Source organism: Georgenia thermotolerans, assembly GCF_009193185.1.
GTDB lineage: Bacteria > Actinomycetota > Actinomycetes > Actinomycetales > Actinomycetaceae > Georgenia > Georgenia thermotolerans.
On record NZ_VUKF01000028.1, the window covers coordinates 18,591 to 39,474 of the forward strand.

A 20,884-nucleotide genomic window follows, 5' to 3' on the forward strand; every position below is an offset into this window, starting at 1 on the left:
CAACGGTGAGACGGCGCGGGCCCGACGTGCGGGGGCGGGCGGCCCCGGAGTATGCAGGACGCATGAGCGAGCCCACGACACCCACGATCCGTCTGAACAACGGCGTCGCGATCCCGCAGGTGGGGTTCGGCGTCTTCCAGGTCCCCGAGGACGCCACCCAGCAGGTGGTGGAGACCGCGCTGGAGGCCGGGTACCGCCACATCGACACGGCCGCGGCCTACTACAACGAGGCCGGCGTCGGCGCCGCGCTGCGCGCCGCGGGCCTGCCGCGCGAGGAGGTCTTCCTGACCACCAAGCTGCGCAACGCCGACCAGGGCTACGACGCGGCGCTGAGCGCGTTCGAGACCTCCCGCAAGGCCCTGGGCGTCGATGTCGTCGACCTGTACCTCATCCACTGGCCCGTCCCCGCCAAGGACCTGTACGTCGAGACCTGGCACGCGCTGGAGAAGCTGCTCGCCGAGGGGGCCGTGCGCGCCATCGGCGTGTCGAACTTCCTGCCCGAGCACCTGCGCCGGGTCGTGGCCGAGAGCGAGACGGTCCCGGCGGTCAACCAGATCGAGGTCCACCCCACCTTCCAGCAGCGCGCCACCCAGGACGCCACCCGCGAGGCCGGCACCGCCGTCGAGGCCTACTCCCCGCTCGGGCAGGGCCGCGACCTCGAGGACGAGGCGGTCACCCGGATCGCCGCCGCCCACGACGTCACGCCCGGCCAGGTGGTGCTGCGCTGGCACGTGCAGCGCGGACGCATCGTCATCCCCAAGTCCGTCACCCCCGAGCGCATCGCCGCCAACCTCGACCTGTCCTTCACGCTCGACGACGACGAGCTGGCCGCCATCGACGGGCTCGACTCGGCCGACCGCATCGGCGGGGATCCGGCGGTCTTCGCCTTCAGCCAGGCCCGCTGACCGGCGCACGGCCCGGCTCCCGAGGACGAACGCGACGGGCCGCGCGGAGCGAGAGCCGGCCCGTCGCGTTCGTCTCAATATGCGAGTCCGGGGTCCCACATGGTGGGCGGACAGAGGTAGTCTCTTTCGGTTCCATTTTCGATCCGAGGAGACATCTCTCGTGAGTACGACCACGCGCGAGGCGGACGAGGCCGCGACCGGGACGGGCACACACGTGCCCAGGAGCCGGATCATCTTCGCCAGCCTCGTCGGGACCTCGATCGAGTTCTACGACTTCTACGTCTACGCGACGGCGGCCATCTCGGTCTTCCCGCTGCTGTTCTTCCCCGCCGCGGACGCCAGCGGCGCCCTGCTGGCCTCGCTGGCCACCTTCGGCGTCGCATTCATCGCCCGCCCCGTCGGCTCGGTCGTGTTCGGTCACTTCGGCGACCGGCTCGGCCGCAAGGCCACCCTGCTCGGCTCGCTGCTGACCATGGGGATCGCCACGGTCCTCATCGGGCTGCTGCCCACCTACCACCAGATCGGCCTGTGGGCGCCGGCGATGCTCGCCATCATGCGCTTCTGCCAGGGCCTGGGCCTGGGCGGGGAGTGGAGCGGCGCCGCGCTGCTGGCCACCGAGACGGCGGAGAAGGGCAAGCGGGCCCGCGCGGCCATGTGGCCCCAGCTCGGCGCGCCGATCGGGTTCCTCTTCGCCAACGGCTTCTTCCTGCTGCTGACCATCTGGATGGGCCACGACAGCACGGACCCCCAGCACGACGGCACCTTCCTCACCTGGGGGTGGCGCGTCCCGTTCCTGGCCTCGGCCGTGATCGTCGCGCTGGGCGTGTACGTGCGGGTCAAGCTCGAGGAGACCCCGGTGTTCGCCCGGGCCGTCGCGCGCGGCGAGAAGGTGAAGACCCCGCTGAAGGCGGTGCTGCAGACCAGCTGGCGCCAGCTGATCCAGGGCACCTTCATCATGCTGGCCACCTACACGCTGTTCTACCTGTTCACCACGTGGATCCTCAGCTACGCCATCGGCGCGACCGAGAACGGGATGCTGGGCATCGGCTACCGGCAGTTCCTCGTGCTCCAGCTCATCGCGATCCTGTTCTTCGCCGCGATGACGCCGGTCTCCGGGGCCCTGGCCGACCGGTTCGGGCGCAAGCCGTTCCTCATCGTCGTGACGGCGCTGATCCTGCTCTTCGGCTTCACGTTCAACGCCTTCCTCGCCCCGGAGACCATGGGCACCGGCGACGGCGCGAACCTCGGCCTCATGCTCGTCTTCCTCATCATCGGGATGACGCTCATGGGCCTGACCTTCGGGGTGCAGAGCGCGATCCTGCCCGAGCTGTTCCCGACGAACGTGCGCTACACCGGGTCGGCCATCGCCTACAACTTCTCCTCGATCCTCGGCGCGGCGGTGGCCCCGTTCGTCGCCGCCTGGCTCGTGCAGAACTACGGCGTGGCCTGGGTGGGCGTCTACCTCGCGTCCATGGCGCTGCTGACCCTGCTGTCGCTGTTCTCGACCAAGGAGACCCGCGACCTGGACCTGGACACCCTCAGCGACGCGCCGGAGGCCGAGCGGGTCACCGCCTGACCACCGCACGAGTCACCGAGCGACGCGCCCCCGCCCTCCCGGCGGGGGCGCGCGCCGTTCCCCGGGCAACGCGGCGCGCCGCGATCCCGCCGCATCGAGAAGGGGGCCGCCGGGGCGTCACAGCTCGTGCAGCGTGACGTCGACGCCGCCCGGCGTCGCCCCGAGCACCACGGTCATGAACGTCCGGTGCGGCTGGCGCCGCCGGTCGGTGGGGGAGCCGGGGTTGAGCAGCCGCCGCCCGGCCGGGGTGGTGGAGTCCCAGGGGATGTGGCTGTGCCCGAAGACCAGGAGGTCGACGTCGGGGAAGCGGGCGTCCAACCGCCGCTCGCGCCCCTGCGCGGCGCCGGTCTCGTGGACCACGGCCAGGCGCAGCCCCTCCAGGCTCGCCCGCGCCACCTCCGGAAGGCGACGGCGAATCTCCGGGCCGTCGTTGTTGCCCCAGCACGCCACCAGCCGACGCGAGCGGGCGCCGAGCTCGTCGACGAGCCGTTCGTCCACCCAGTCCCCGGCGTGCACGACGACGTCGGCGTCGGCCACCGCCGCCCAGACCTCCTCCGGCAGGGCCCGGGCCCGCTTGGGCCAGTGGGTGTCGGCCAGGAGGAGCAGCCGCGTGGGCATTCAGGCGCGGGGCCGGTCCTCGGGCCGCAGGTCGCCGGGCTCCTCGTGCCGGCCCGGGACGTGCCCGTCCGGACCGGCCTGGGACCCGGGCTCATGGCCAGGGTCGAGGGCGTCGGCGTCCCGCCGGTGGGCCTCGGCCTCCTCGCGCACCCGGGCGGCCTCGTCCGTGCCCCGGCGCGCCTCCTGCTCCAGCCGGTCGGCCTCCACCCGGGCCTGCTTCGCCCGCGCCTCGGCGGCCGCCGCGTCCGCCTCCCGCTTGCGGGCCGCGAGGTCCTGCTCCTCGCTGTGGGCCCGCAGGTCCGCGGCGTGCGCCCGGTTCTGCTCCTCCCGGATCCGCTCCTGCTCGCGCCGGCGACGGCTCGCGGCGATGACGGCGAGCACGATGACGGCCACCACGACGATGGCCAGGACGATCCACACCCAGGTGTCCATGCGACGGTCCTCCTCCGATCCGGTCCAGCCTCTGGGTGACATAAAACCGCTGACCACGGGGCGCGGCCACCGGAGCGGGCGGGGACGGCCACCGGAGCAGGCAGGGACGGCCACCGGGGCGCGGCACTCGGGCCCCAGGGCTACCCTCGCCGCGTGACCAGGGCGCCGGACCTCACCGGCACGCTCACCGCCCGGGCCCGCCGGGCGCTGGAGACCCTCGCGCCCGGCTACTTCGCCTTCGTCATGGCCACCGGCATCATCTCCGTGGGTCTCGACCTCGAGCGGGTGCCCCTGCTCTCGGCGGCGCTGGCCGCCGTGTGCCTGGCCGCCTGGGCCGTCCTCGTCGTCCTGACGCTGCTGCGCCTCGCGCTGGAGCCGGCGCGCGTGCGCGAGGACTTCGCCGACCCGCGCCGGGCCTTCGGCTTCTTCACCGTCGTCGCCGGGACCAACGTGCTCGGGGTCCGGCTGGCGGCGGACGGCCACACCGGCTGGACGGCGGCCCTGCTCGCCGTCGCCTTCGGCTGCTGGCTGGTGCTCGGCTACGTCGTGCCGTGGACGGCGGTGCTCGGCCACACCACCCGGCCGGTGGTCGCGGCCGCGAACGGGACGTGGTTCATCTGGGTGGTGGCCAGCCAGTCGGTGGCGGTCGCGACCGCGACGGTGCAGCCGGTGCTCGCGCCGGGCTGGCGCGGCGGCCTGGCCCTGCTCGCCGTCGTCTCCTGGGCGGTGGGCATCTTCCTGTACGCCGCCGCCGGGGTGTTCGTGGCCCTGCGGATGATGCTCTTCGACCTGCGCCCGGTCGACCTGGACCCGCCGTACTGGGTGGCCATGGGCGCGTGCGCGATCACCGTGCTCGCCGGGGCGCGCATCCTCGAGATGGCGGACGCGCCGATGGTCCTGGCCACCCGGGGCCTGGTCGGCGGGCTGTCGGTGGTCTTCTGGGCCTTCGCCACCTGGCTCATCCCGCCGCTGGTGGCGGCCGGCTGGTGGCGCCACCGCCGGCACGGCGTCCCGCTGGGCTACGACGCCAGCTTGTGGAGCATCGTGTTCCCCCTCGGGATGTACGCCGTCGCCGGCATCTACCTCGGCCGGGCCGACAGGCTGCCGGTCGTGGGCGTCGTCGGCACGGTCGAGCTGTGGGTGGCCCTGGCGGCGTGGGTCGTCGTCGGGGTCGCCATGGCCGTCAACCTGTGGCGCACGGTGGGGCGCGCCCCCCGCCAGCCGGGCGGCCGCCGTCCGCCCCGGCCCAGCGACGCAGGCGCCCGCCGCTAGGCGCGGGACCCGGTCCCCGCCGGCCCGCCGGCGCCGAGCACGTCGAGCACGACGTCGGCGGCCCGGGCGGCGACCTCCTCCACCGCCATGTGGAAGTCCTGGTCGGCGGCGGGCCCGCACAGGTCCGAGATGCCCCGCACCGACAGGAACGGCACGCCGTAGGAGTGGCACACCTGCGCGATGGCCGTGGACTCCATGTCGGTGCTCAGCGCCGCGGGGAAGGCGGCGCGCACCTCGGCGACGTTGACGGCGGTGACGAAGGAGTCGCCCGAGACCATCTGCCCGGTGCGCAGCCGGGGCGCCGCCGCGGCGAGGGCGGCGGCCAGCAGCGCCGGGTCGGCGTCGTAGGCCGGCGGCATCCCGGGGACCTGCCCCCGCTCGTAGCCGAAGGCCGTGGCGTCGGCCCCGGCGTAGGTGTAGCGCTCGCCGACGACGACGTCGCCCACCTCCACCTTCGCGGCCAGGCCGCCGGCCGAGCCGGTGGAGACCACCGCGCGGGGGGCGACGCTCGTCAGGGCGTGCACGGTGGCGGCCGCGGCGTTGACCAGCCCGATGCCGCCGCGCACGAGCAGCAGCCGGGCCGCGCCGACGGTGACCAGCCGGGTGCGGGCGTGGCCGGCCACGCTCTCGGCCCCGACCTCGCCGGCCCGCTCGAGATAGGGACGGACCTCCTCCTCCATGGCGCCGATGACGACGGCGTCCACCGCCGGCGGCGCGGCGGGCGCGGCGCTCACGCGGTGACCTGGGCCCACTCGTCGCGGCGGGCGAGCATCACGCGGGCGGCCTCCTTGGCGCCGCCGAGGGTGTGACTGGCGGCCCAGCCGCACTGGACCTCGTTCGCGGCAGGCACCTCGGTGGCGTCCACGACGTCCTGCAGCCCGGCGGCCACCAGGTCGAGGACCTCCTCCAGCGGGTGCTCGCCGGCGAGCAGGAGGTAGAAGCCGGTCTGGCAGCCCATGGGGGAGAAGTCGATGACGTCGTCGGAGTGGTTGCGCACGTGCTCGGCGAAGGTGTGCTCGAGGGAGTGCACCACCGGCATCTCGAGGTGGTTGACGTTGGGCTGGCAGAAGCGCACGTCGTACTTGGTCAGCACGTCGCCGTGGGGCAGGCGCTTGGTGTCGGCCACGCGCACGTACGGCGCGGCGACGGTGCGGTGGTCGAGGTTGAAGCTCTCGACGTTCATGGGCATGACGGCTCCTCGGGTCGGTCCGGACCCCATCATGCCTCTCCCCAGGTCAGCCGCGTGGCCCCCGGCCGCTCACCCCTCGGCGGCGTAGGCGTCGACCTCGGCGAGGTAGTGCTCGCGCTCCCGGCCGGTCAGCCAGGAGACTTCGAAGGAGTTGCGCGCGAGCTGCACGAGCGCCTCGCGCCCGCGGCCCGACTCGTCCGCGAAGCGCTGGTAGTTCTCCGCGACGTACCCGCCGAAGTAGGCCGGGTCGTCGGAGTTGAGGGTGACCTTGACGCCGTCGTCCAGCAGCGCGGCGATGTCGGACACCTTCGTGCTGCCGGTGACCCAGTCGTTGGAGATCGGGCAGCAGGTCAGGCCCAGGCCGCGGTCCTTGAGCGACGCGACGAGCTCGGGCCGCTCGAGGGCGTTGGTGCCGTGGTCGACGCGGTCGACGCCGATGTCCTCCATCGCCTGGCGGATGTGCTCGTGGGTGTTGTCCTGGTCGATGTCGCAGTGCATCGTCAGGAGGTAGCCCTCCTGCCGGGCGCGGGCGAAGACGGCGGCGAACTTCGCCGGCGGGTTGCCCCGCTCGTCCGAGTCCAGGCCCACCCCGAGGATCCAGTCCTTGTAGGGCAGGGACTCCATGAGGGTGCTCATGGCGTGCTCGGCGGTGAAGTCGCGCAGGAAGCACATGATGAGCTCGGCGTGCACGCCCAGCTCCCGTCGCGCGTCGACCAGGGCCCGGCGCAGCCCGCCGACGACGTTCGCGAAGGGCACCCCGCGGGAGGTGTGCGCCTGGGGGTCGAAGAAGATCTCCGCGTAGCGGACGTTCTGGCTCGCCGCCTTCCGCAGGTACGCCATCGCCAGGTCGTAGAAGTCCTCGGCGCCCTGCAGCACCTTCATCGAGTCGTAGTACACGGTGAGGAACGAGGCGAGGGAGTCGAAGGCGTAGGAGGCCCGGACCTCCTCGGCCGTGGCGTGCTCGAGCGTGATGCCGTTGCGCTGGGCCAGGGCGAACTTCAGCTCCGGCTCGAGGGTGCCCTCGATGTGCAGGTGCAGCTCGGCCTTGGGCAGGCCGAGGACGAACGGGTCGACGGCGGCGGGCGCGGTGCTCATCAGGGGCTCCTCCGGGCTCGGGTGCGGTGCCCCGACGCTAGCGCGGACCGCGGCGGGCGGGCGCCGCCGTCCACCTGGCCAGGCGCGCGCCCGGCCCGGTCCCCGCGCGACCGGCCCGCCAGCCGGTCCCGGTCACGACACCTCCCGCCTGGCCGTCCGCCACAGCCCGACGGCGAGCGGGACCGCCACCCAGACCGCCACCGAGGTGGCCAGCTGCGCCGCCTGCTGCGCCGTCAGCTCGCCCGTCATGAGCGGCAGCAGGGTCCGGTTCATGTCGAGCCACTGCGCCGGTTCGCTCAGCCGGGGGACGAGCATCCCGAGCACGGACCAGCCGGTGGGCAGGGCCAGGTAGGCCACGATCGCCGCCGGGGTGCTGAGCAGCGCCAGGCCGAAGGCGACGCCCTGGGCGACCAGGAGCAGGAAGGCGAGGGCGTTGCCGGCCGCGACGCCGCCGTCCAGGGCCCAGCCGCCGGCGCCGTCGCGCCAGAGCATCCCGACCACGTTCGCCACCGCCCCCGCCGCCGCGGCCGCCGCCGTGACGACAACGGCGAGCGCGCCGGCCGCCGCGAGCTTGGCGAGGTGCACCCGGGTGCGGCGCGGCTCGAGGACGAAGGTGGTCAGGGCGGTGCGCTGGGACCACTCGGCGGTGGCGGCCATGATGCCGAGGAGGGGGAGCAGCAGGACCTGCCCGAAGGAGGCGGTCATGGTCAGCTCCTGCCAGGTGAGGTCGGCCGGCTCCGCCACGAGCAGGTGCACCACGATGAGCCCGGCGCCGAGCAGCACGACGACGGCGAGCAGCCACCGCCCGGCGCGGGTGTCGGTCTGCTTGCGCAGCTCCACGGCGACGAGCCGGCTGAACGGGACGGGGCGGGGCCCGCCGCCAGGGCCGGTGGGGGCGGGGACCGTGGTGGTGGCGGTGGTCATGCGGGAACCTCCTCGCGCCCGTGGCGGGCGGTGGTCGTGAAGAAGAGCTGCTCCAGCCCGTCGGTGGCGGGGCGGAGGTCGGTGATGACGACCGCGGCGGCAAGGGCCGCCCGGCCCACCTCCTCGGCGGGCGCGGAGGTGACCAGCGCGCCGTCGCGGCGGACCTCGTGCCCGGCGGCCTCGAGCGCGCGGGCCAGGGCAAGGTCGTCCAGGCTGCGCACCCGGCTGCCCGGCGCCGCGAGCAGCGCCGCCGTGGCGCCCTGCGCCAGCACCCGCCCGCGGCCGATGATGACGAGGTCGTCGGCGACCGCCTCGACCTCGCGCAGCAGGTGCGAGGAGAGCAGCACGGTGCCGCCGGCGTCGGCGAACCCGCGCAGCAGCTCACGCATCCAGCGGATGCCGGCCGGGTCGAGGCCGTTCGCGGGCTCGTCGAGGACCAGCGCCGCGGGGTCCCCGAGCAGCGCGTGCGCCAGGCCGAGGCGCTGGCGCATGCCCAAGGAGTACGTCCGCACCCGGGCGGCCGCCTCCCGCGGGGTGAGGCCGACCCGGTCGAGGAGCGTGTCCACCCGGGCGCGGGGCACGTCCATGAGCCGGGCGGAGACGGCGAGCACCTCCCGACCAGTGCGGCCGGGGTGCTGGGCGGCGGCGTCGAGCAGCACGCCGACGTGCCGGCCGGGGTTGGGCAGGGCGGGGAACGGGCGCCCCAGCACCGTGGCGGTGCCGGCCGACGGGGTTGTCAGCCCGCACAGCATGCGCAACGTCGTGGACTTCCCGGCGCCGTTGGGCCCGACGAAGCCGGTGACCCGGCCCGGCCGGGCGGTGAAGGACACGTCCTCGACGGCGGTGACGGCCCGGCCGCGCCGGGCGTACCGCTTGGTGAGGTGCTCAGCGGTGATCATGAGACCACGGTCGCGGCCGGCGGGGGCGGCGCGCGTCCGGCGGCGGGCTCGGCCCGGTCCACCTTTGGTCGGAGCCGTCCCGGCCGGAGGGCGGATCCGGGGCGTGGCCGTCCGCTCCTACGCTGACGGCGTGACCCCGTCCCCCTCCTCGTCGCCCCCGCGGGTGGGTGAGGCCGCGCGCCCGGTGGCCCCGTGGGCCGGCGCCGCCGTGCGCCCGATGCCTCCGCCGGCGGCCCCGACCCGCCCCGGGCCGTCGCTCGTCGACCGCGCCGGGCCCCCGGCGCTGGGCTGGTGGCAGCGCACCTGGCGCTACCTGGCCGCCGCGGGCACCGGCTTCGTGCTGTGGGTGGCCGTCTCGGTCGAGCTCGTCGAGCCGGTCGAGGCCGGCCATGGGTCGGAGGCGCTCGCCGGCGGCCTGCTCGTCGTCGACGGCCTGCTGGGGCTGCTGGCGCTCGGCCTGCTCCCGCTGCGCCGCCGTTTCCCCACGGCGGTCGCGGCGAGCACGGCGGCCTTGACGGCGCTGTCCGCCTTCGCCGTCGGCCCGGCGGCCCTCGCCACCGTCTCGCTGAGCACGTGGCGGCGGCGCGGCCGGGTCATCGCCGTCGTCGTGGTCTGGGCCGGGGCCACCGCCCTGTACGAGCTCGTCGTGCGCCACAACGTCCCCGGCCTGGGCACCAGCGTGGTCATGACGATCGCGTCCGCCGCGTTCGGCGTCCTGGCCTGCGGGATCTGCGTGGCGACCGGCTACTACGTCGGGGCCCGCCGCGAGCTGCTCGCGTTCTGTCGGGAGCGGGCGGAGACCGCCGAGCGCGAGCACGTCCTCGCGGCCGAGCGTGCCCGGGCGGAGGAGCGCACCCGCATCGCCCGGGAGATGCACGACGTCCTGGCCCACCGCATCTCCCTCGTGGCCCTGCACGCCGGCGCGCTCACCTACCGCACCGACCTCGACCGGGAGGAGACCGCCGCGGCGGCCGCGGTCATCCAGGACAACGCGCACCTGGCGCTCGGCGAGCTCCGGCAGGTCCTCGGCGTCCTGCGCGCGGGCGAGACCGGCGCGGCCGAGCCTCCGCAGCCCACGCTCGCCGACCTGCCGGCGCTCCTCGCCGACGCCGAGGAGGCGGGCACCCCGGTGGTCGCGGACACGGCCGGGCTGCCGGGCGCGGACCGGGCCGTCCTCGGCGGGCTGCCGCACACGGCCTCGCGCACCGCCTTCCGGATCATCCAGGAGGCGCTGACCAACGCCCGCAAGCACGCCCCCGGCGCGGAGGTCCGGCTCCGGCTCGCCGGCGGCCCGGGCGGCCGGCTCGCGATCGAGATGAGCAACGGTGCGGGCGGCACGCCCGAACCCGCCGTTCCCCCGGGGGCCGGCCTGGGGCTCGCCGGGCTGATCGAGCGCGCGGACCTGGCCGGCGGCGCGCTGGAGCACGGGCTGACACCCGACGGCCGGTTCGTCGTGAGAGCGTGGCTGCCGTGGCCGAGCTGACCGAGCAGGGGCCGGGACCGGCCGCCGGCATCGCGCCCGGGACCGCCGGGACCACGGACACCGGGGTTCCCGTCCGGGTGGCCGTCGTCGACGACGACGCGCTCGTGCGCGCCGGCCTGCGGCTCATCCTCGGCGGCGACCCGCGCCTGGAGGTGGTCGGCGAGGCCGGGGACGGCGCCGAGGCCGCCGCGCTCGTGGCCCGCCACCGTCCTGACGTCGTCCTCATGGACATCCGGATGCCGCGCACGGACGGGCTGACCGCCACCCGCGAGCTCACCGCCCGGGCGGACGGCCCGCGGGTCATCGTCCTGACGACCTTCGACACCGACGAGATGGTGCTCACCGCCCTGCGCCACGGCGCCGCCGGCTTCCTCCTCAAGGACACCCCGCCGGCCCGCCTCGTCGAGGCCGTGCACCGCGTGGCGGCCGGGCAGCCGATCCTCTCGCCCTCGGTCACCGCCCAGCTCATCGCCGCCGTCACGCACGAGGACGACACCCGGAAGCGCGCGGCGCGGGCGCGCCTGGACCGTCTCACCGAGCGGGAGCGGGAGGTGGCCCTGGCCGTGGCCCGCGGGCTCTCCAACGCCGAGATCGCCGCCGAGCTCTATCTGGGCGTGGCCACGGTCAAGACCCACATCGGCCGGCTGTTCACCAAGCTCGACGCGAGCAACCGGGTCCAGATCGCCCTGTGCGTCCACGACGCCGGGCTGGCCTGACCGCCCCACCGGCCAGCACACCGCACCGGCCAGCACACCCCACCGGCCAGCACACGCGCCCCTGCCGCCGTCCGTCCGCCTCTCACGGGGCCGTGCTGCGACACGCCGAGCGGTGCGACACGCGGGGAGATTCGTGGCGAACCTCCCGCCTCGTCCCCGCGGTTGTCCACCGCCGGGCCGAGGTTGTCCACCATCGTCCCCGGCTTCGTGCACAGGGTGTGGACAAAGGTGTGAACACTCGTCCACAGCCCCTCAGGGACCGGCGCTCGCCGCCGATGTCAGTGGGCGGTGAGAGCGTGGGCACCACGCGGAGGACCTCGTGGCCGCCCCTGTCGCCGGGTGTCCACAAGGTGTCCCCAAGGTGGCCCGTCGGCGTCCACACGGAGGGAGACGGAGTTGTGGACAAATACCTCACACCACGACACGCCAACACTGCATGTTGGGGTCCACGCGGTCGTAGACCCCTAGGTGTAGTGTCGGAGACCGAGGGAAGGCCCGATGCCCGGGCAAACCACATTCTTGTTGTTACAGCCGTGTCGGGGGTGGGCCCGGAGCCTGTGACAACGCACCGAGGCAAGGAGATCGGCTCAGATGAGCATCACCGTCTACAGCAAGCCGTCCTGCGTTCAGTGCGATGCCACCTACCGTGCGCTGAACAAGCAGGGCCTGGAGTACGAGGTCGTCGACATCACGGTCGACCCCGAGGCGCTGGAGAGCGTCAAGGCGCTCGGCTACCAGCAGGCGCCGGTGGTCTTCGCCGACGGCGACCACTGGTCGGGCTTCCGCCCGGACAAGATCAAGGCGCTCGCGGCCGCCAAGGCCGGCGCCGTCGTGGCCTGACGCCACCACCGACTTCGGCCGGGCCGTCGCGACCCGGCGGCCCGGCCGAACACCAACCCTCCGCCCCGCCCGCGGGGCCGGACGGAACCGGCGCGCGCTAGAGAGGCAGGCATGGGCCACATCGTCTACTTCTCCTCCGCCACCAACAACACGCACCGCTTCGTCGAGAAGCTCGGCCTGCCCGCGCAGCGGATCCCGCTGCGCCCCGGCGAGCCGCCGCTGCGGGTGGAGCAGGAGTACGTCCTCGTCGTGCCCACGTACGGGGGCGGCAACGGGCGGGGCGCCGTGCCCAAGCAGGTCATCAAGTTCCTCAACGACGCGCACAACCGCTCGCTCATCCGGGGCGTCATCGCCGCCGGCAACCTCAACTTCGGCAAGGCATTCTGCCTCGCGGGGGACATCATCTCCGCGAAGTGCCAGGTGCCTTACCTGTATCGATTCGAACTTCTAGGAACCACCGAGGACGTCACACGCGTCCGAGAGGGATTGGGGCAGTTTTGGCAGCAACGCTCACAGATTCCGGCGTAGAGGTCGCCAGCGCGCCGGAGCTCGACTACCACGCGCTCAACGCGATGCTCAACCTCTACGACGCGGACGGGAAGATCCAGTTCCACGCCGACCGGGAGGCCGCGCGCCAGTACTTCCTCCAGCACGTCAACCAGAACACGGTCTTCTTCCACAACCTCAAGGAGAAGCTGGACTACCTGGTCGAGGAGGGCTACTACGAGGGCGAGGTGCTCGCCAAGTACTCGTTCGACTTCCTCACCAAGATCTGGGACTTCGCCTACGGCAAGAAGTTCCGCTTCGAGACCTTCCTCGGCGCGTTCAAGTACTACACCTCGTACACGCTCAAGACCTTCGACGGCAAGCGCTACCTCGAGCGCTTCGAGGACCGGGTCGTCATGGTCGCGCTGACGCTGGCCGACGGCAAGGAGCAGGCCGCCCTCGACATGGTCGAGGAGATCATCACCGGCCGGTTCCAGCCCGCCACCCCGACGTTCCTCAACGCCGGCAAGGCGCAGCGCGGCGAGCTCGTCAGCTGCTTCCTGCTGCGCATCGAGGACAACATGGAGTCCATCGCCCGCGGCATCAATTCCGCGCTCCAGCTGTCCAAGCGCGGCGGCGGGGTCGCCCTGTCGCTGACCAACGTGCGCGAGTCCGGCGCGCCGATCAAGAAGATCGAGAACCAGTCGAGCGGCGTCATCCCGGTGATGAAGCTGCTCGAGGACTCCTTCTCCTACGCCAACCAGCTCGGGGCCCGCCAGGGCGCGGGCGCGGTGTACCTGCACGCGCACCACCCCGACATCATGAAGTTCCTCGACACCAAGCGGGAGAACGCGGACGAGAAGATCCGCATCAAGACCCTCTCACTGGGCGTGGTCGTCCCGGACATCACGTTCGAGCTGGCCAAGAACAACGAGGACATGTACCTGTTCTCGCCCTACGACGTCGAGCGCATCTACGGCGTGCCCTTCTCGGAGATCAACGTCTCGGAGAAGTACCACGAGATGGTCGACGACGGGCGGATCCACAAGCGCAAGATCAGCGCCCGCGGCTTCTTCCAGACCATCGCCGAGCTGCAGTTCGAGTCGGGCTACCCCTACATCGTGTTCGAGGACACGGTGAACCGAGCCAACCCGATCAAGGGCAAGATCACCATGTCGAACCTGTGCTCGGAGATCCTGCAGGTCTCCACGCCGTCGACGTACAACGACGACCTGTCGTACGACACGGTCGGCAAGGACATCTCCTGCAACCTCGGCTCGCTCAACATCGCCAAGACGATGGACTCGCCCGACCTCGGCAAGACCGTCGGCACCGCGATCCGCGCCCTGACCGCCGTCTCGGACCAGACGCACATCTGGTCGGTGCCCTCGGTCGAGCACGGCAACAACGAGTCGCACGCGATCGGCCTGGGCCAGATGAACCTGCACGGGTACCTCGCCCGCGAGCGGATCTTCTACGGCTCCGAGGAGGGCCTGGACTTCACGAACATGTACTTCTACACGGTGGCCTTCCACGCCGTGTCGGAGTCGAACAAGATCGCCATCGAGAAGGGCCGGGCGTTCAAGGGCTTCGAGGAGTCCAAGTACGCCACCGGCGAGTACTTCGAGAAGTACATCAACGGCACCTGGGAGCCGCGCACCGAGCGGGTGCGCCAGCTCTTCGCCGACGCCGGCGTGCACATCCCCACCCGCGAGGACTGGATCCAGCTCGCCGCCTCCGTCAAGGAGCACGGCATCTACAACCAGAACCTCCAGGCCGTGCCGCCCACCGGGTCGATCTCCTACATCAACAACTCCACCTCCTCGATCCACCCGATCGTCTCCAAGATCGAGATCCGCAAGGAGGGCAAGATCGGCCGGGTGTACTACCCCGCGCCGTACATGACCAACGACAACCTCGAGTACTACGAGGACGCGTACGAGATCGGCCCCGAGAAGATCATCGACACCTACGCCGAGGCCACCCAGCACGTGGACCAGGGCCTGTCGCTGACGCTGTTCTTCAAGGACACGGTCACCACCCGCGACCTCAACAAGGCGCAGATCTACGCCTGGCGCAAGGGCATCAAGACGCTGTACTACATCCGCCTGCGCCAGCTGGCGCTGGAGGGCACCGAGGTCGAGGGCTGCGTGTCCTGCATGCTGTGACCTCACGCGGGGCGGGCCGGCGGAAACCGGCGGCCCACCCCGCGAGGCCGGACGACGGCGGGAGCCCCCTTCCGCCGTCGTCCACCCGGTGACGCCCAGCGCCACCACAAGCACCACCCACGCGGGCCCGAGAGCACCGCACCACAGAACCGCAAGGAGAGGCACCGCCGTGTCGGAGAAGCTCAAGCTGGTCAGCAGCGTCCAGGCGATCAACTGGAACCGCGTCCAGGACGAGAAGGACGTCGAGGTCTGGGACCGGCTGACCGGGAACTTCTGGCTGCCCGAGAAGGTGCCGCTGTCCAACGACATCCAGTCCTGGCACACCCTCAAGCCGCACGAGCAGCTCATGACCACGCGGGTGTTCACGGGACTGACGCTGCTCGACACGGTGCAGGGCACGGTCGGCGCGGTCTCGCTGATCCCCGACGCGGTGACGCCGCACGAGGAGGCCGTCTACACGAACATCGCGTTCATGGAGTCGGTGCACGCCAAGAGCTACTCCTCGATCTTCTCCACGCTCATCTCCTCCCAGGAGATCGACGACGCCTTCCGCTGGTCCGAGGAGAACGAGAACCTCCAGCGCAAGGCCGCGATCATCATGGACTACTACCGCGGCGACGACCCGGAGAAGCGCAAGGTCGCCTCGACGCTGCTCGAGTCGTTCCTCTTCTACTCCGGCTTCTACGCCCCGATGTACTGGTCCTCCCGTGCCAAGCTGACGAACACGGCGGACCTGATCCGGCTGATCATCCGCGACGAGGCCGTGCACGGGTACTACATCGGCTACAAGTACCAGAAGGCCGTGGAGAAGCTGGCGCCGCAGCGGCAGCAGGAGCTCAAGGACTACACCTTCGAGCTGCTCTTCGAGCTCTACGAGAACGAGGAGCAGTACACCGAGGACCTCTACGACCCGATGGGGCTGACCGAGGACGTCAAGGCCTTCCTGAAGTACAACGCGAACAAGGCGCTGAACAACCTCGGCTACGAGGGGCTGTTCCCCTCCGACGCGACCAAGGTCAACCCGGCGATCCTGTCCGCGCTGAGCCCCAACGCGGACGAGAACCACGACTTCTTCTCCGGCTCCGGCTCGAGCTACGTCATCGGGAAGGCCGAGGCCACCCAGGACGAGGACTGGGACTTCTGACCGTCGCGTCGTCCTAAGGCCCGAGAAGCTGGCCACCCCGTGATCGGGGTGGCCAGCTTTCGTGTTGCGGACTGAGGTCCGAATCGGCCGCCGGGACGGTGGCGCCCGCGACCCTCGCGCCGAGAAGGCATCATCCGCGCACACTGGCGCGGAGCAGCGCGGGCCGCCGGGACGCCGGGAGGAGCGTGGCGGCGACGGCCACAGCCGCGCCGCCGACGGCCACGCACCGGGCGAATCCGGTGAGCGGCGAGCTGTCGTAGGACGACCACAGCATCAGGGTGAGGAAGAACTCGGGAAGGGGCTGCGCCAGCGTCATCGCCACCCAGAACAGTCCCTCGAGCCGGCCCTCGCGGGTGCCGCGGCCCGCGGCGGCGATGCCCAGACCGAGCGTGACGAGGGGCATGAGGAAGGCAAGGAGAGCGACGACGGCGGGCACGTCGAACGCGGCCGGTTCGGCGGTCAGGCCGCTGTGCAGCGTCGGGACCCCGGCACCGAGCCACAGGGCGCCGGCGGCCGCACCGACGGCGGCATAGAGGGCGCGGGCGAGCCGACGCTCGGCCACCGTGCCCGCGACGAGCGCGACCGCGAGGCCGAGGGCGAGGTAGCTCAGGCCCTCGCGCTGCGCGGCGTCGGCGATGGGCACCCAGGGGTCGGAGGGAATGAAGTAGTCGTACCGCTCGTCCTGGAGCGCCTCACAGGCCGCGGCCCGGTCGTCGGGCAGTCCGTCCACGGGAGGGACGGTCTCCACGAAGCACACCGCCCACCGCGACCACGCCGCCTGCAGGCCCGTCACGGCCGAGGTCACGAGCAGGAGCACGGCCACGATGCGCGCGGCCACCCCGACCCGCGTGCGGGGTCGGGCGCCGCCCGTCGAGGAGCGGGGCTCGGCGGAAACCACGGCGGCTCCTTCCGGGTGAAAGGGTCCGCCATGGTCCCAGGTTCCGACCAGCCGCGGTGGCGAATGGGACCCTTCATCGAGGGAGACACGGGCGACTGAAGGCCGCGGTCGTCCGAATCTCGGTGGATGGGTCACGCCAGGACACGTGATGCCGAACATATGGGTAGCAAGGCGGCTGGTCCTCGCGGCCGGCCGGCGTCCGTGACCGTCCAAGGAGTCAACGATGACCGCGACCCTGATCCGGCCCGCCCGTGTCCGGCGGTCGGGCCGCCCGCCCGCCGACGAGCCGGCCGAGGCGACGCCCGCCGCGCCGCGCCGCCGCCGGACGCTCAGGGACCTGCGGGTCACCACCAAGATCCTCGCCGTCGTCGCCATCGCCACCGTGGTCACCGGCGCCGTGACGGTCGTCGGCACGGCCGGTGTCACGCGCCTCGACGAGACCGTGGAGAAGCTGTACACGCACGACGTCGCCGCCACCGCGCTCGCCGCGGACCTCAAGTCCGAGTTCGCCCTCGCGAACTACGACGCCATCAGCGCCACGCTCGCGCCGGACCCGGAGGCCAAGGCCCGGATGCGCCAGTCCGCCGACGCCGGCCTGGGCGACGTCATCACGGACGCCCAGGTGCTCCTCCGCGACCACGCCTCCCCCGAGCAGCGCGTGCACCTGCACCGCCTCCTCGCGGACGTCGCGACCTACCGCCAGCTCCTGCCCCGGATCGACGCGCTCGTGGACGCCGGCCGGCAGGAGCAGGCGTCGGCACTCGGCGAGGGCGAGCTGGAGGACCTGCAGAAATCGATCACCGGGAGCATCGACCAGGTCGTCGAGCTGCAGCGGCAGGGCTCCCTGGCCAGCAAGGAGCGGGCGGAGTCCGTCAGTGCCATGGTGCGTGGCGCCGTCGTCGCCGTCGCCGTGGCGGGCACCGTGGCGGCCGTCGCCGTCGGAGTGTGGGTGGCGCGCCGGGTGAGCAGGCGCCTCAACGTGGTCCGGCGCGTCGCCGAGGCACTGGCGTCCGGCGACCTCACCGTCTCCACCGCCATCGCCGACCGGGACGAGATCGGGCAGATGGCGGTCGCGGTGGACGCGGCGCTGCTCAACTTGCGCGTCCTCGTCGGCGAGGTCGCCGGGGCCGCGCGGGTCGTGGCCGCCGCGGCGGACGAGCTCGCCGCGAGCGGTGCGCAGATGTCCGCGGGCTCGGAGGCGACGTCGGCGCAGGCGGGGGTCGCCGCAACGGCCGCGGAGCAGGTCTCGCAGAACGTGCGGGGCGTCGCGGTGGGCGCCGAGGAGATGGGCGCCTCGATCCGGGAGATCGCCCACAACGCCGAGGAGGCGGCGCGGGTCGCGGCGCACGCCACCGACGTCGCCGCCCGCACCAGCGAGCGGGTGGCGAAGCTGGGAACCTCCTCCCGCGAGATCGGCGAGGTCGTCCGCCTCATCACGGCCGTCGCCGAGCAGACCAACCTCCTGGCCCTCAACGCGAGCATCGAGGCAGCCCGGGCCGGCGAGGCCGGCAAGGGGTTCGCGGTGGTGGCGGGGGAGGTCAAGGACCTCGCCCAGCAGACCGCCCGCGCGATGGAGGGCATCGCCCGCCGCGTCGAGGCCATCCAGGCGGACACCGACGGCACCGTCGCCGCCATCGGCGAGATCTCCTCGATCGTCAACCAGATCAACGACTTCCAGATGACCATCGCCTCGGCCGTGGAGCAGCAGACCGCCACCACCAGCGCGATGGTCCGCGGCGTGACGGAGGCGGCCACCGGGGCCGGCGAGATCGCGGGCAACGTCTCGACCATGGCCCAGGCGGCGGCCACCAACAACCAGATCGCCGCGCACATGGGCACCGCCGTGGAGGAGCTGGCGCGCATGTCCGCGGACCTGCGCGCCCGCGTCCACCAGTTCCACGTCTGAGCGGCGCTCGCCACGGCTCGGTCCGCCCCGGAAGCGGCGCCCGGCTCTGAACAAGCCCGAACTGCGTCGTCGCGCCCGCGAACCTACGGTGGACGGGACCGGTCCACATCGGACCCCACCACCCGACGACAGGAGGGGCATGAACGCGCAGCGCGCCGGCGAGATCATCGCGGCCTGGCCCGAGGAGTCCCGCGAGGCGGCCCAGCTGGTCCTGGACGCCTACGGTGAGCCGCAGGAGGTCACGGAGTCGCTGCTCATCTGGCACCGACCGGGCCCGTGGAAGCGGCTGGTCGCCTCCAGGGCCTTCGACGAGCACCGCTTCCCCGCGCCGCACAACGACTCGGTGGAGTCCGTGCTCGACTACCGGGTGCCGCCCGAGAAGGTCAGCGAGCTCGCCCGGTTCGACGGCAGCGTCGTGGTGGACCGCACCCGCGGGGAGGTGTCGGCGCGGTGCCACGACGAGGAGGCCAACAACCTCGCCCTGAACCTCATGCACGACATCGTCAGCGGCGAGCGGACGGCGGAGGAGGCTCGCGCCTACTACGCCAAGGAGTTCGCGGACTACCGCCGCGGCGAGCCGACCCCCTACATGGAGCAGCTCCGCTTCTCCGCCGGCACCGGCACGGCCGACCCGGACGAGCCCCTCCTCTCCGACGCCGAGCTCGAGGCGGCGAGCGAGGAGGGGCGCCAGAAGCAGCGGTCCTGAGCGGGGGAGGCCGGACGGCCCCCAGGACGTCGCCGGCGTTACCGTGTCGGCGTGCGGACGGTGAAGGACCTCCCCGGACCGGCAGCGGCGCCCCTGGTCGGCAACGCGCTGCAGTTCCGCCGGGACCGGCTGGCCTTCCTCACCACGTGCGCGCGCGAGCACGGCGACGCCGTCGCCTTCCGCATCGGCCCGGCCGCGCTCGTGCTGCTCTCCCACCCCGACGCCGTGCGGGAGCTGCTCACGGCGAGGCAGCACGAGGTGAGCAAGGGGCCCGTGCTGCAACGGGCGCGAGCGGTGCTCGGCGACGGACTGCTCACCAGCGAGGGCGAGACGCACCGCCACGACCGGCGCCTGCTGCAGGCCGCCTTCAGCCGGCAGCGCGTCACCCGGTACGCCCAGGAGATGGTGGACGTCGCCGCGGACCGGACGGCGTCCTGGGTGCCCGGTCGTGCCCTCGACCTGCATGCCGAGACGGTCCGCACCACGCTGACGGTCGCCGGCCGCACGCTCTTCGGGACCCGCCTGGACGACGACGTGGCCCTGGTCTCCGCCGCGCTGCGCGAGGTGCTGTCCGTGTACGGGCTCCTCATGCTGCCCGCGGCCAGGGTGCTGCTGCGCCTGCCGCCCGCCCGCCGGCGGGTCCGCCGCGGCACCGCCGCGCTCGACGCCCTGACCGCGCGGCTCATCGCCGAGCGGGCGGAGGGGCGCGGCACCGGTGACGACCTGCTGTCCGTGCTGCTCGAGAGCACCGACCGGCGGCACGCGCGCGACCAGGTGGTCACGATGCTGCTCGCCGGGCACGAGACCACCGCGAACGCCCTGGCCTTCGCCGGCCACCTGCTGGCCACCCACCCGGCGGTCCAGGACCGCGTCGCCGGGGAGGTGCTCGGGGTCTGCGGCGCGGGCGGGCGACCGTCGGTCGAGGACCTGGGGCGGCTGCCGCTCACCCGGGCCACGCTGGCGGAGGCGCTGCGGCTGTATCCGCCGTCCTGGGCGATGGGCCGGCAGGCCCAGGTCCCGACACAGGTGGGCGACGTCGAGGTCCCCACCGGCACCGTGCTCCTCGCGTCCCAGTGGGTGCTCCATCGCGACCCGCGATGGTGGCCCGAGCCCGGCACGTTCGACCCGGGCCGCTTCCTCACGCCGGCCCCGGACCGGCCCCGGTTCGCGTTCTTCCCGTTCGGTGGCGGTACGCGCCAGTGCATCGGCGAGGCCTTCGCCTGGACCGAGGGCGTCCTGACGCTGGCGACGATCCTCGCGCGGTGGCGGCTGCTCGCGGTCCCCGGCCGCGAGCTGACGCTCGACCCGCTGCTGACCCTGCGCCCGCGCGACGGGGTCTGGATCGTGCCGGCGCCGCGCGAGGCCGTCTAGCTCGAGGAGGACGGACGGGCTCCGCCCGCACGCTCCCGGAGGACGCCGGGCTCCGCCCAGGCGCCGAGGCGCCTACGCTCGAGCAATGGAGCTGCGCAGCGCCGCCATCCGCGACGGCGAGCCCCTCGACCGGCGGCACGCCTGGCCCGATTGCGGCGGCGCCAACGTCAGCCCCGACCTGGCCTGGGCCGGTGCCCCGCCGGGCACCGCCAGCTTCGCCGTCGCCTGCTACGACCCCGACGCCCCGCGGGGGTGG

20 protein-coding genes and 1 pseudogene are annotated in these 20,884 nt (G+C 73.0%); 13 read left to right on the forward strand and 8 right to left on the reverse strand.

The window, feature by feature from the left end:
* Positions 1–62 precede the first annotated feature (62 nt).
* Together GD970_RS13580 and GD970_RS13585 are read left to right on the forward strand one after the other, a co-directional pair.
* Positions 63–905, forward strand: coding sequence for an aldo/keto reductase (locus tag GD970_RS13580; protein WP_152203441.1), 843 nt, complete (start codon positions 63–65; stop codon positions 903–905).
* A 160-nt stretch (positions 906–1,065) separates the two neighbouring features.
* Positions 1,066–2,481: an MFS transporter gene (locus tag GD970_RS13585; RefSeq protein WP_226925344.1), complete on the forward strand. Its 1,416-nt coding sequence runs from the start codon at positions 1,066–1,068 to the stop codon at positions 2,479–2,481.
* Positions 2,482–2,598: 117 nt separating this feature from the next.
* Here GD970_RS13585 and GD970_RS13590 read toward each other — a convergent pair whose 3' ends face one another.
* Together GD970_RS13590 and GD970_RS13595 are read right to left on the reverse strand one after the other, a co-directional pair.
* Complete coding sequence (locus GD970_RS13590) at positions 2,599–3,099, reverse strand: metallophosphoesterase family protein (RefSeq protein WP_152203443.1); 501 nt, start codon at positions 3,097–3,099, stop codon at positions 2,599–2,601.
* Positions 3,100–3,531 carry a hypothetical protein gene (locus tag GD970_RS13595; protein ID WP_152203444.1) on the reverse strand — a complete coding sequence of 144 codons (432 nt, stop codon included), beginning with the start codon at positions 3,529–3,531 and terminating at the stop codon, positions 3,100–3,102.
* Positions 3,532–3,684: 153 nt separating this feature from the next.
* On the opposite strand from GD970_RS13595, the gene GD970_RS13600 reads away from it, so the two are divergent.
* A complete protein-coding gene (locus tag GD970_RS13600) occupies positions 3,685–4,803 on the forward strand; it encodes a tellurite resistance/C4-dicarboxylate transporter family protein (protein ID WP_226925345.1) in 1,119 nt (372 codons plus the stop codon).
* On the opposite strand, the gene GD970_RS13605 is transcribed toward GD970_RS13600, so the two are convergent.
* The 5 genes from GD970_RS13605 to GD970_RS13625 form a co-directional block, all read right to left on the reverse strand.
* Positions 4,800–5,537 (reverse strand): 5'-methylthioadenosine/adenosylhomocysteine nucleosidase, encoded by a 738-nt coding sequence (locus GD970_RS13605; protein WP_152203445.1) that lies wholly within the window; start codon positions 5,535–5,537, stop codon positions 4,800–4,802. The two genes, GD970_RS13600 and GD970_RS13605, sit on opposite strands and share 4 nt — an antisense overlap.
* On the reverse strand, positions 5,534–5,986 hold the full coding sequence (locus tag GD970_RS13610; RefSeq protein ID WP_405002579.1) for an S-ribosylhomocysteine lyase: 453 nt from the start codon (positions 5,984–5,986) through the stop codon (positions 5,534–5,536). Before GD970_RS13610 ends, GD970_RS13605 begins: the two co-directional genes overlap by 4 nt.
* Positions 5,987–6,061: 75 nt before the next feature.
* Complete coding sequence (add, locus tag GD970_RS13615; protein WP_152203447.1) at positions 6,062–7,087, reverse strand: adenosine deaminase; 1,026 nt, start codon at positions 7,085–7,087, stop codon at positions 6,062–6,064.
* 132 nt (positions 7,088–7,219) lie between these two features.
* On the reverse strand, positions 7,220–8,011 hold the full coding sequence (locus tag GD970_RS13620; protein WP_152203448.1) for an ABC transporter permease: 792 nt from the start codon (positions 8,009–8,011) through the stop codon (positions 7,220–7,222).
* Positions 8,008–8,910: an ABC transporter ATP-binding protein gene (locus tag GD970_RS13625; protein WP_152203449.1), complete on the reverse strand. Its 903-nt coding sequence runs from the start codon at positions 8,908–8,910 to the stop codon at positions 8,008–8,010. The genes GD970_RS13620 and GD970_RS13625 overlap by 4 nt, the downstream gene beginning before the upstream one ends.
* Before the next feature lie 130 nt (positions 8,911–9,040).
* On the opposite strand from GD970_RS13625, the gene GD970_RS13630 reads away from it, so the two are divergent.
* The 6 genes from GD970_RS13630 to nrdF all read left to right on the forward strand — a co-directional run bounded on the left by GD970_RS13630 (position 9,041) and on the right by nrdF (position 15,747).
* Complete coding sequence (locus GD970_RS13630; RefSeq protein ID WP_211489760.1) at positions 9,041–10,393, forward strand: sensor histidine kinase; 1,353 nt, start codon at positions 9,041–9,043, stop codon at positions 10,391–10,393.
* Positions 10,372–11,109, forward strand: coding sequence for a response regulator (locus GD970_RS13635; protein ID WP_152203450.1), 738 nt, complete (start codon positions 10,372–10,374; stop codon positions 11,107–11,109). Before GD970_RS13630 ends, GD970_RS13635 begins: the two co-directional genes overlap by 22 nt.
* A gap of 591 nt (positions 11,110–11,700) precedes the next feature.
* Positions 11,701–11,949 carry a glutaredoxin-like protein NrdH gene (nrdH, locus tag GD970_RS13640; protein ID WP_152203451.1) on the forward strand — a complete coding sequence of 83 codons (249 nt, stop codon included), beginning with the start codon at positions 11,701–11,703 and terminating at the stop codon, positions 11,947–11,949.
* Positions 11,950–12,060: 111 nt separating this feature from the next.
* On the forward strand, positions 12,061–12,477 hold the full coding sequence (gene nrdI, locus GD970_RS13645) for a class Ib ribonucleoside-diphosphate reductase assembly flavoprotein NrdI (protein WP_152203452.1): 417 nt from the start codon (positions 12,061–12,063) through the stop codon (positions 12,475–12,477).
* On the forward strand, positions 12,447–14,603 hold the full coding sequence (gene nrdE, locus GD970_RS13650; protein WP_152203453.1) for a class 1b ribonucleoside-diphosphate reductase subunit alpha: 2,157 nt from the start codon (positions 12,447–12,449) through the stop codon (positions 14,601–14,603). Before nrdI ends, nrdE begins: the two co-directional genes overlap by 31 nt.
* 169 nt (positions 14,604–14,772) lie before the next feature.
* The gene (gene nrdF / locus GD970_RS13655) at positions 14,773–15,747 is read left to right on the forward strand and encodes a class 1b ribonucleoside-diphosphate reductase subunit beta (protein ID WP_152203454.1); all 975 of its coding nucleotides are present in this window, start codon (positions 14,773–14,775) and stop codon (positions 15,745–15,747) included.
* 130 nt (positions 15,748–15,877) lie between these two features.
* On the opposite strand, the gene GD970_RS13660 is transcribed toward nrdF, so the two are convergent.
* The gene (locus tag GD970_RS13660; RefSeq protein WP_152203455.1) at positions 15,878–16,645 is read right to left on the reverse strand and encodes a hypothetical protein; all 768 of its coding nucleotides are present in this window, start codon (positions 16,643–16,645) and stop codon (positions 15,878–15,880) included.
* A 223-nt stretch (positions 16,646–16,868) separates the two neighbouring features.
* Here GD970_RS13660 and GD970_RS13665 point away from each other — a divergent pair, with 223 nt between their 5' ends.
* The 4 genes and pseudogenes from GD970_RS13665 to GD970_RS22695 all read left to right on the forward strand — a co-directional run.
* Positions 16,869–18,551, forward strand: coding sequence for a methyl-accepting chemotaxis protein (locus GD970_RS13665; RefSeq protein WP_152203456.1), 1,683 nt, complete (start codon positions 16,869–16,871; stop codon positions 18,549–18,551).
* Positions 18,552–18,690: 139 nt separating this feature from the next.
* Positions 18,691–19,257, forward strand: a complete 567-nt coding sequence (locus GD970_RS13670; protein ID WP_152203457.1) for a hypothetical protein — start codon at positions 18,691–18,693, stop codon at positions 19,255–19,257.
* Between the two features lie 51 nt (positions 19,258–19,308).
* Positions 19,309–20,628, forward strand: a complete 1,320-nt coding sequence (locus GD970_RS13675) for a cytochrome P450 (RefSeq protein ID WP_152203458.1) — start codon at positions 19,309–19,311, stop codon at positions 20,626–20,628.
* A gap of 85 nt (positions 20,629–20,713) precedes the next feature.
* Positions 20,714–20,878, forward strand: a pseudogene (locus tag GD970_RS22695) (YbhB/YbcL family Raf kinase inhibitor-like protein); the annotation flags it as partial.
* Positions 20,879–20,884 lie beyond the last annotated feature (6 nt).

Excerpts from the sequence above, each read along its gene's own strand:
- GD970_RS13625 (WP_152203449.1), bottom strand. The coding sequence starts at position 8,910 with ATGATCACCGCTGAGCACCTCACCAAGCGGTACGCCCGGCGCGGCCGG.
- nrdH (WP_152203451.1), top strand. The coding sequence starts at position 11,701 with ATGAGCATCACCGTCTACAGCAAGCCGTCCTGCGTTCAGTGCGATGCC.
- GD970_RS13590 (WP_152203443.1), bottom strand. The coding sequence starts at position 3,099 with ATGCCCACGCGGCTGCTCCTCCTGGCCGACACCCACTGGCCCAAGCGG.
- GD970_RS13620 (WP_152203448.1), bottom strand. The coding sequence starts at position 8,011 with ATGACCACCGCCACCACCACGGTCCCCGCCCCCACCGGCCCTGGCGGC.
- GD970_RS13595 (WP_152203444.1), bottom strand. The coding sequence starts at position 3,531 with ATGGACACCTGGGTGTGGATCGTCCTGGCCATCGTCGTGGTGGCCGTC.
- GD970_RS13610 (WP_405002579.1), bottom strand. The coding sequence starts at position 5,986 with ATGAACGTCGAGAGCTTCAACCTCGACCACCGCACCGTCGCCGCGCCG.
- GD970_RS13580 (WP_152203441.1), top strand. The coding sequence starts at position 63 with ATGAGCGAGCCCACGACACCCACGATCCGTCTGAACAACGGCGTCGCG.
- GD970_RS13665 (WP_152203456.1), top strand. The coding sequence starts at position 16,869 with ATGACCGCGACCCTGATCCGGCCCGCCCGTGTCCGGCGGTCGGGCCGC.
- add (WP_152203447.1), bottom strand. The coding sequence starts at position 7,087 with ATGAGCACCGCGCCCGCCGCCGTCGACCCGTTCGTCCTCGGCCTGCCC.
- nrdI (WP_152203452.1), top strand. The coding sequence starts at position 12,061 with ATGGGCCACATCGTCTACTTCTCCTCCGCCACCAACAACACGCACCGC.
- GD970_RS13670 (WP_152203457.1), top strand. The coding sequence starts at position 18,691 with ATGAACGCGCAGCGCGCCGGCGAGATCATCGCGGCCTGGCCCGAGGAG.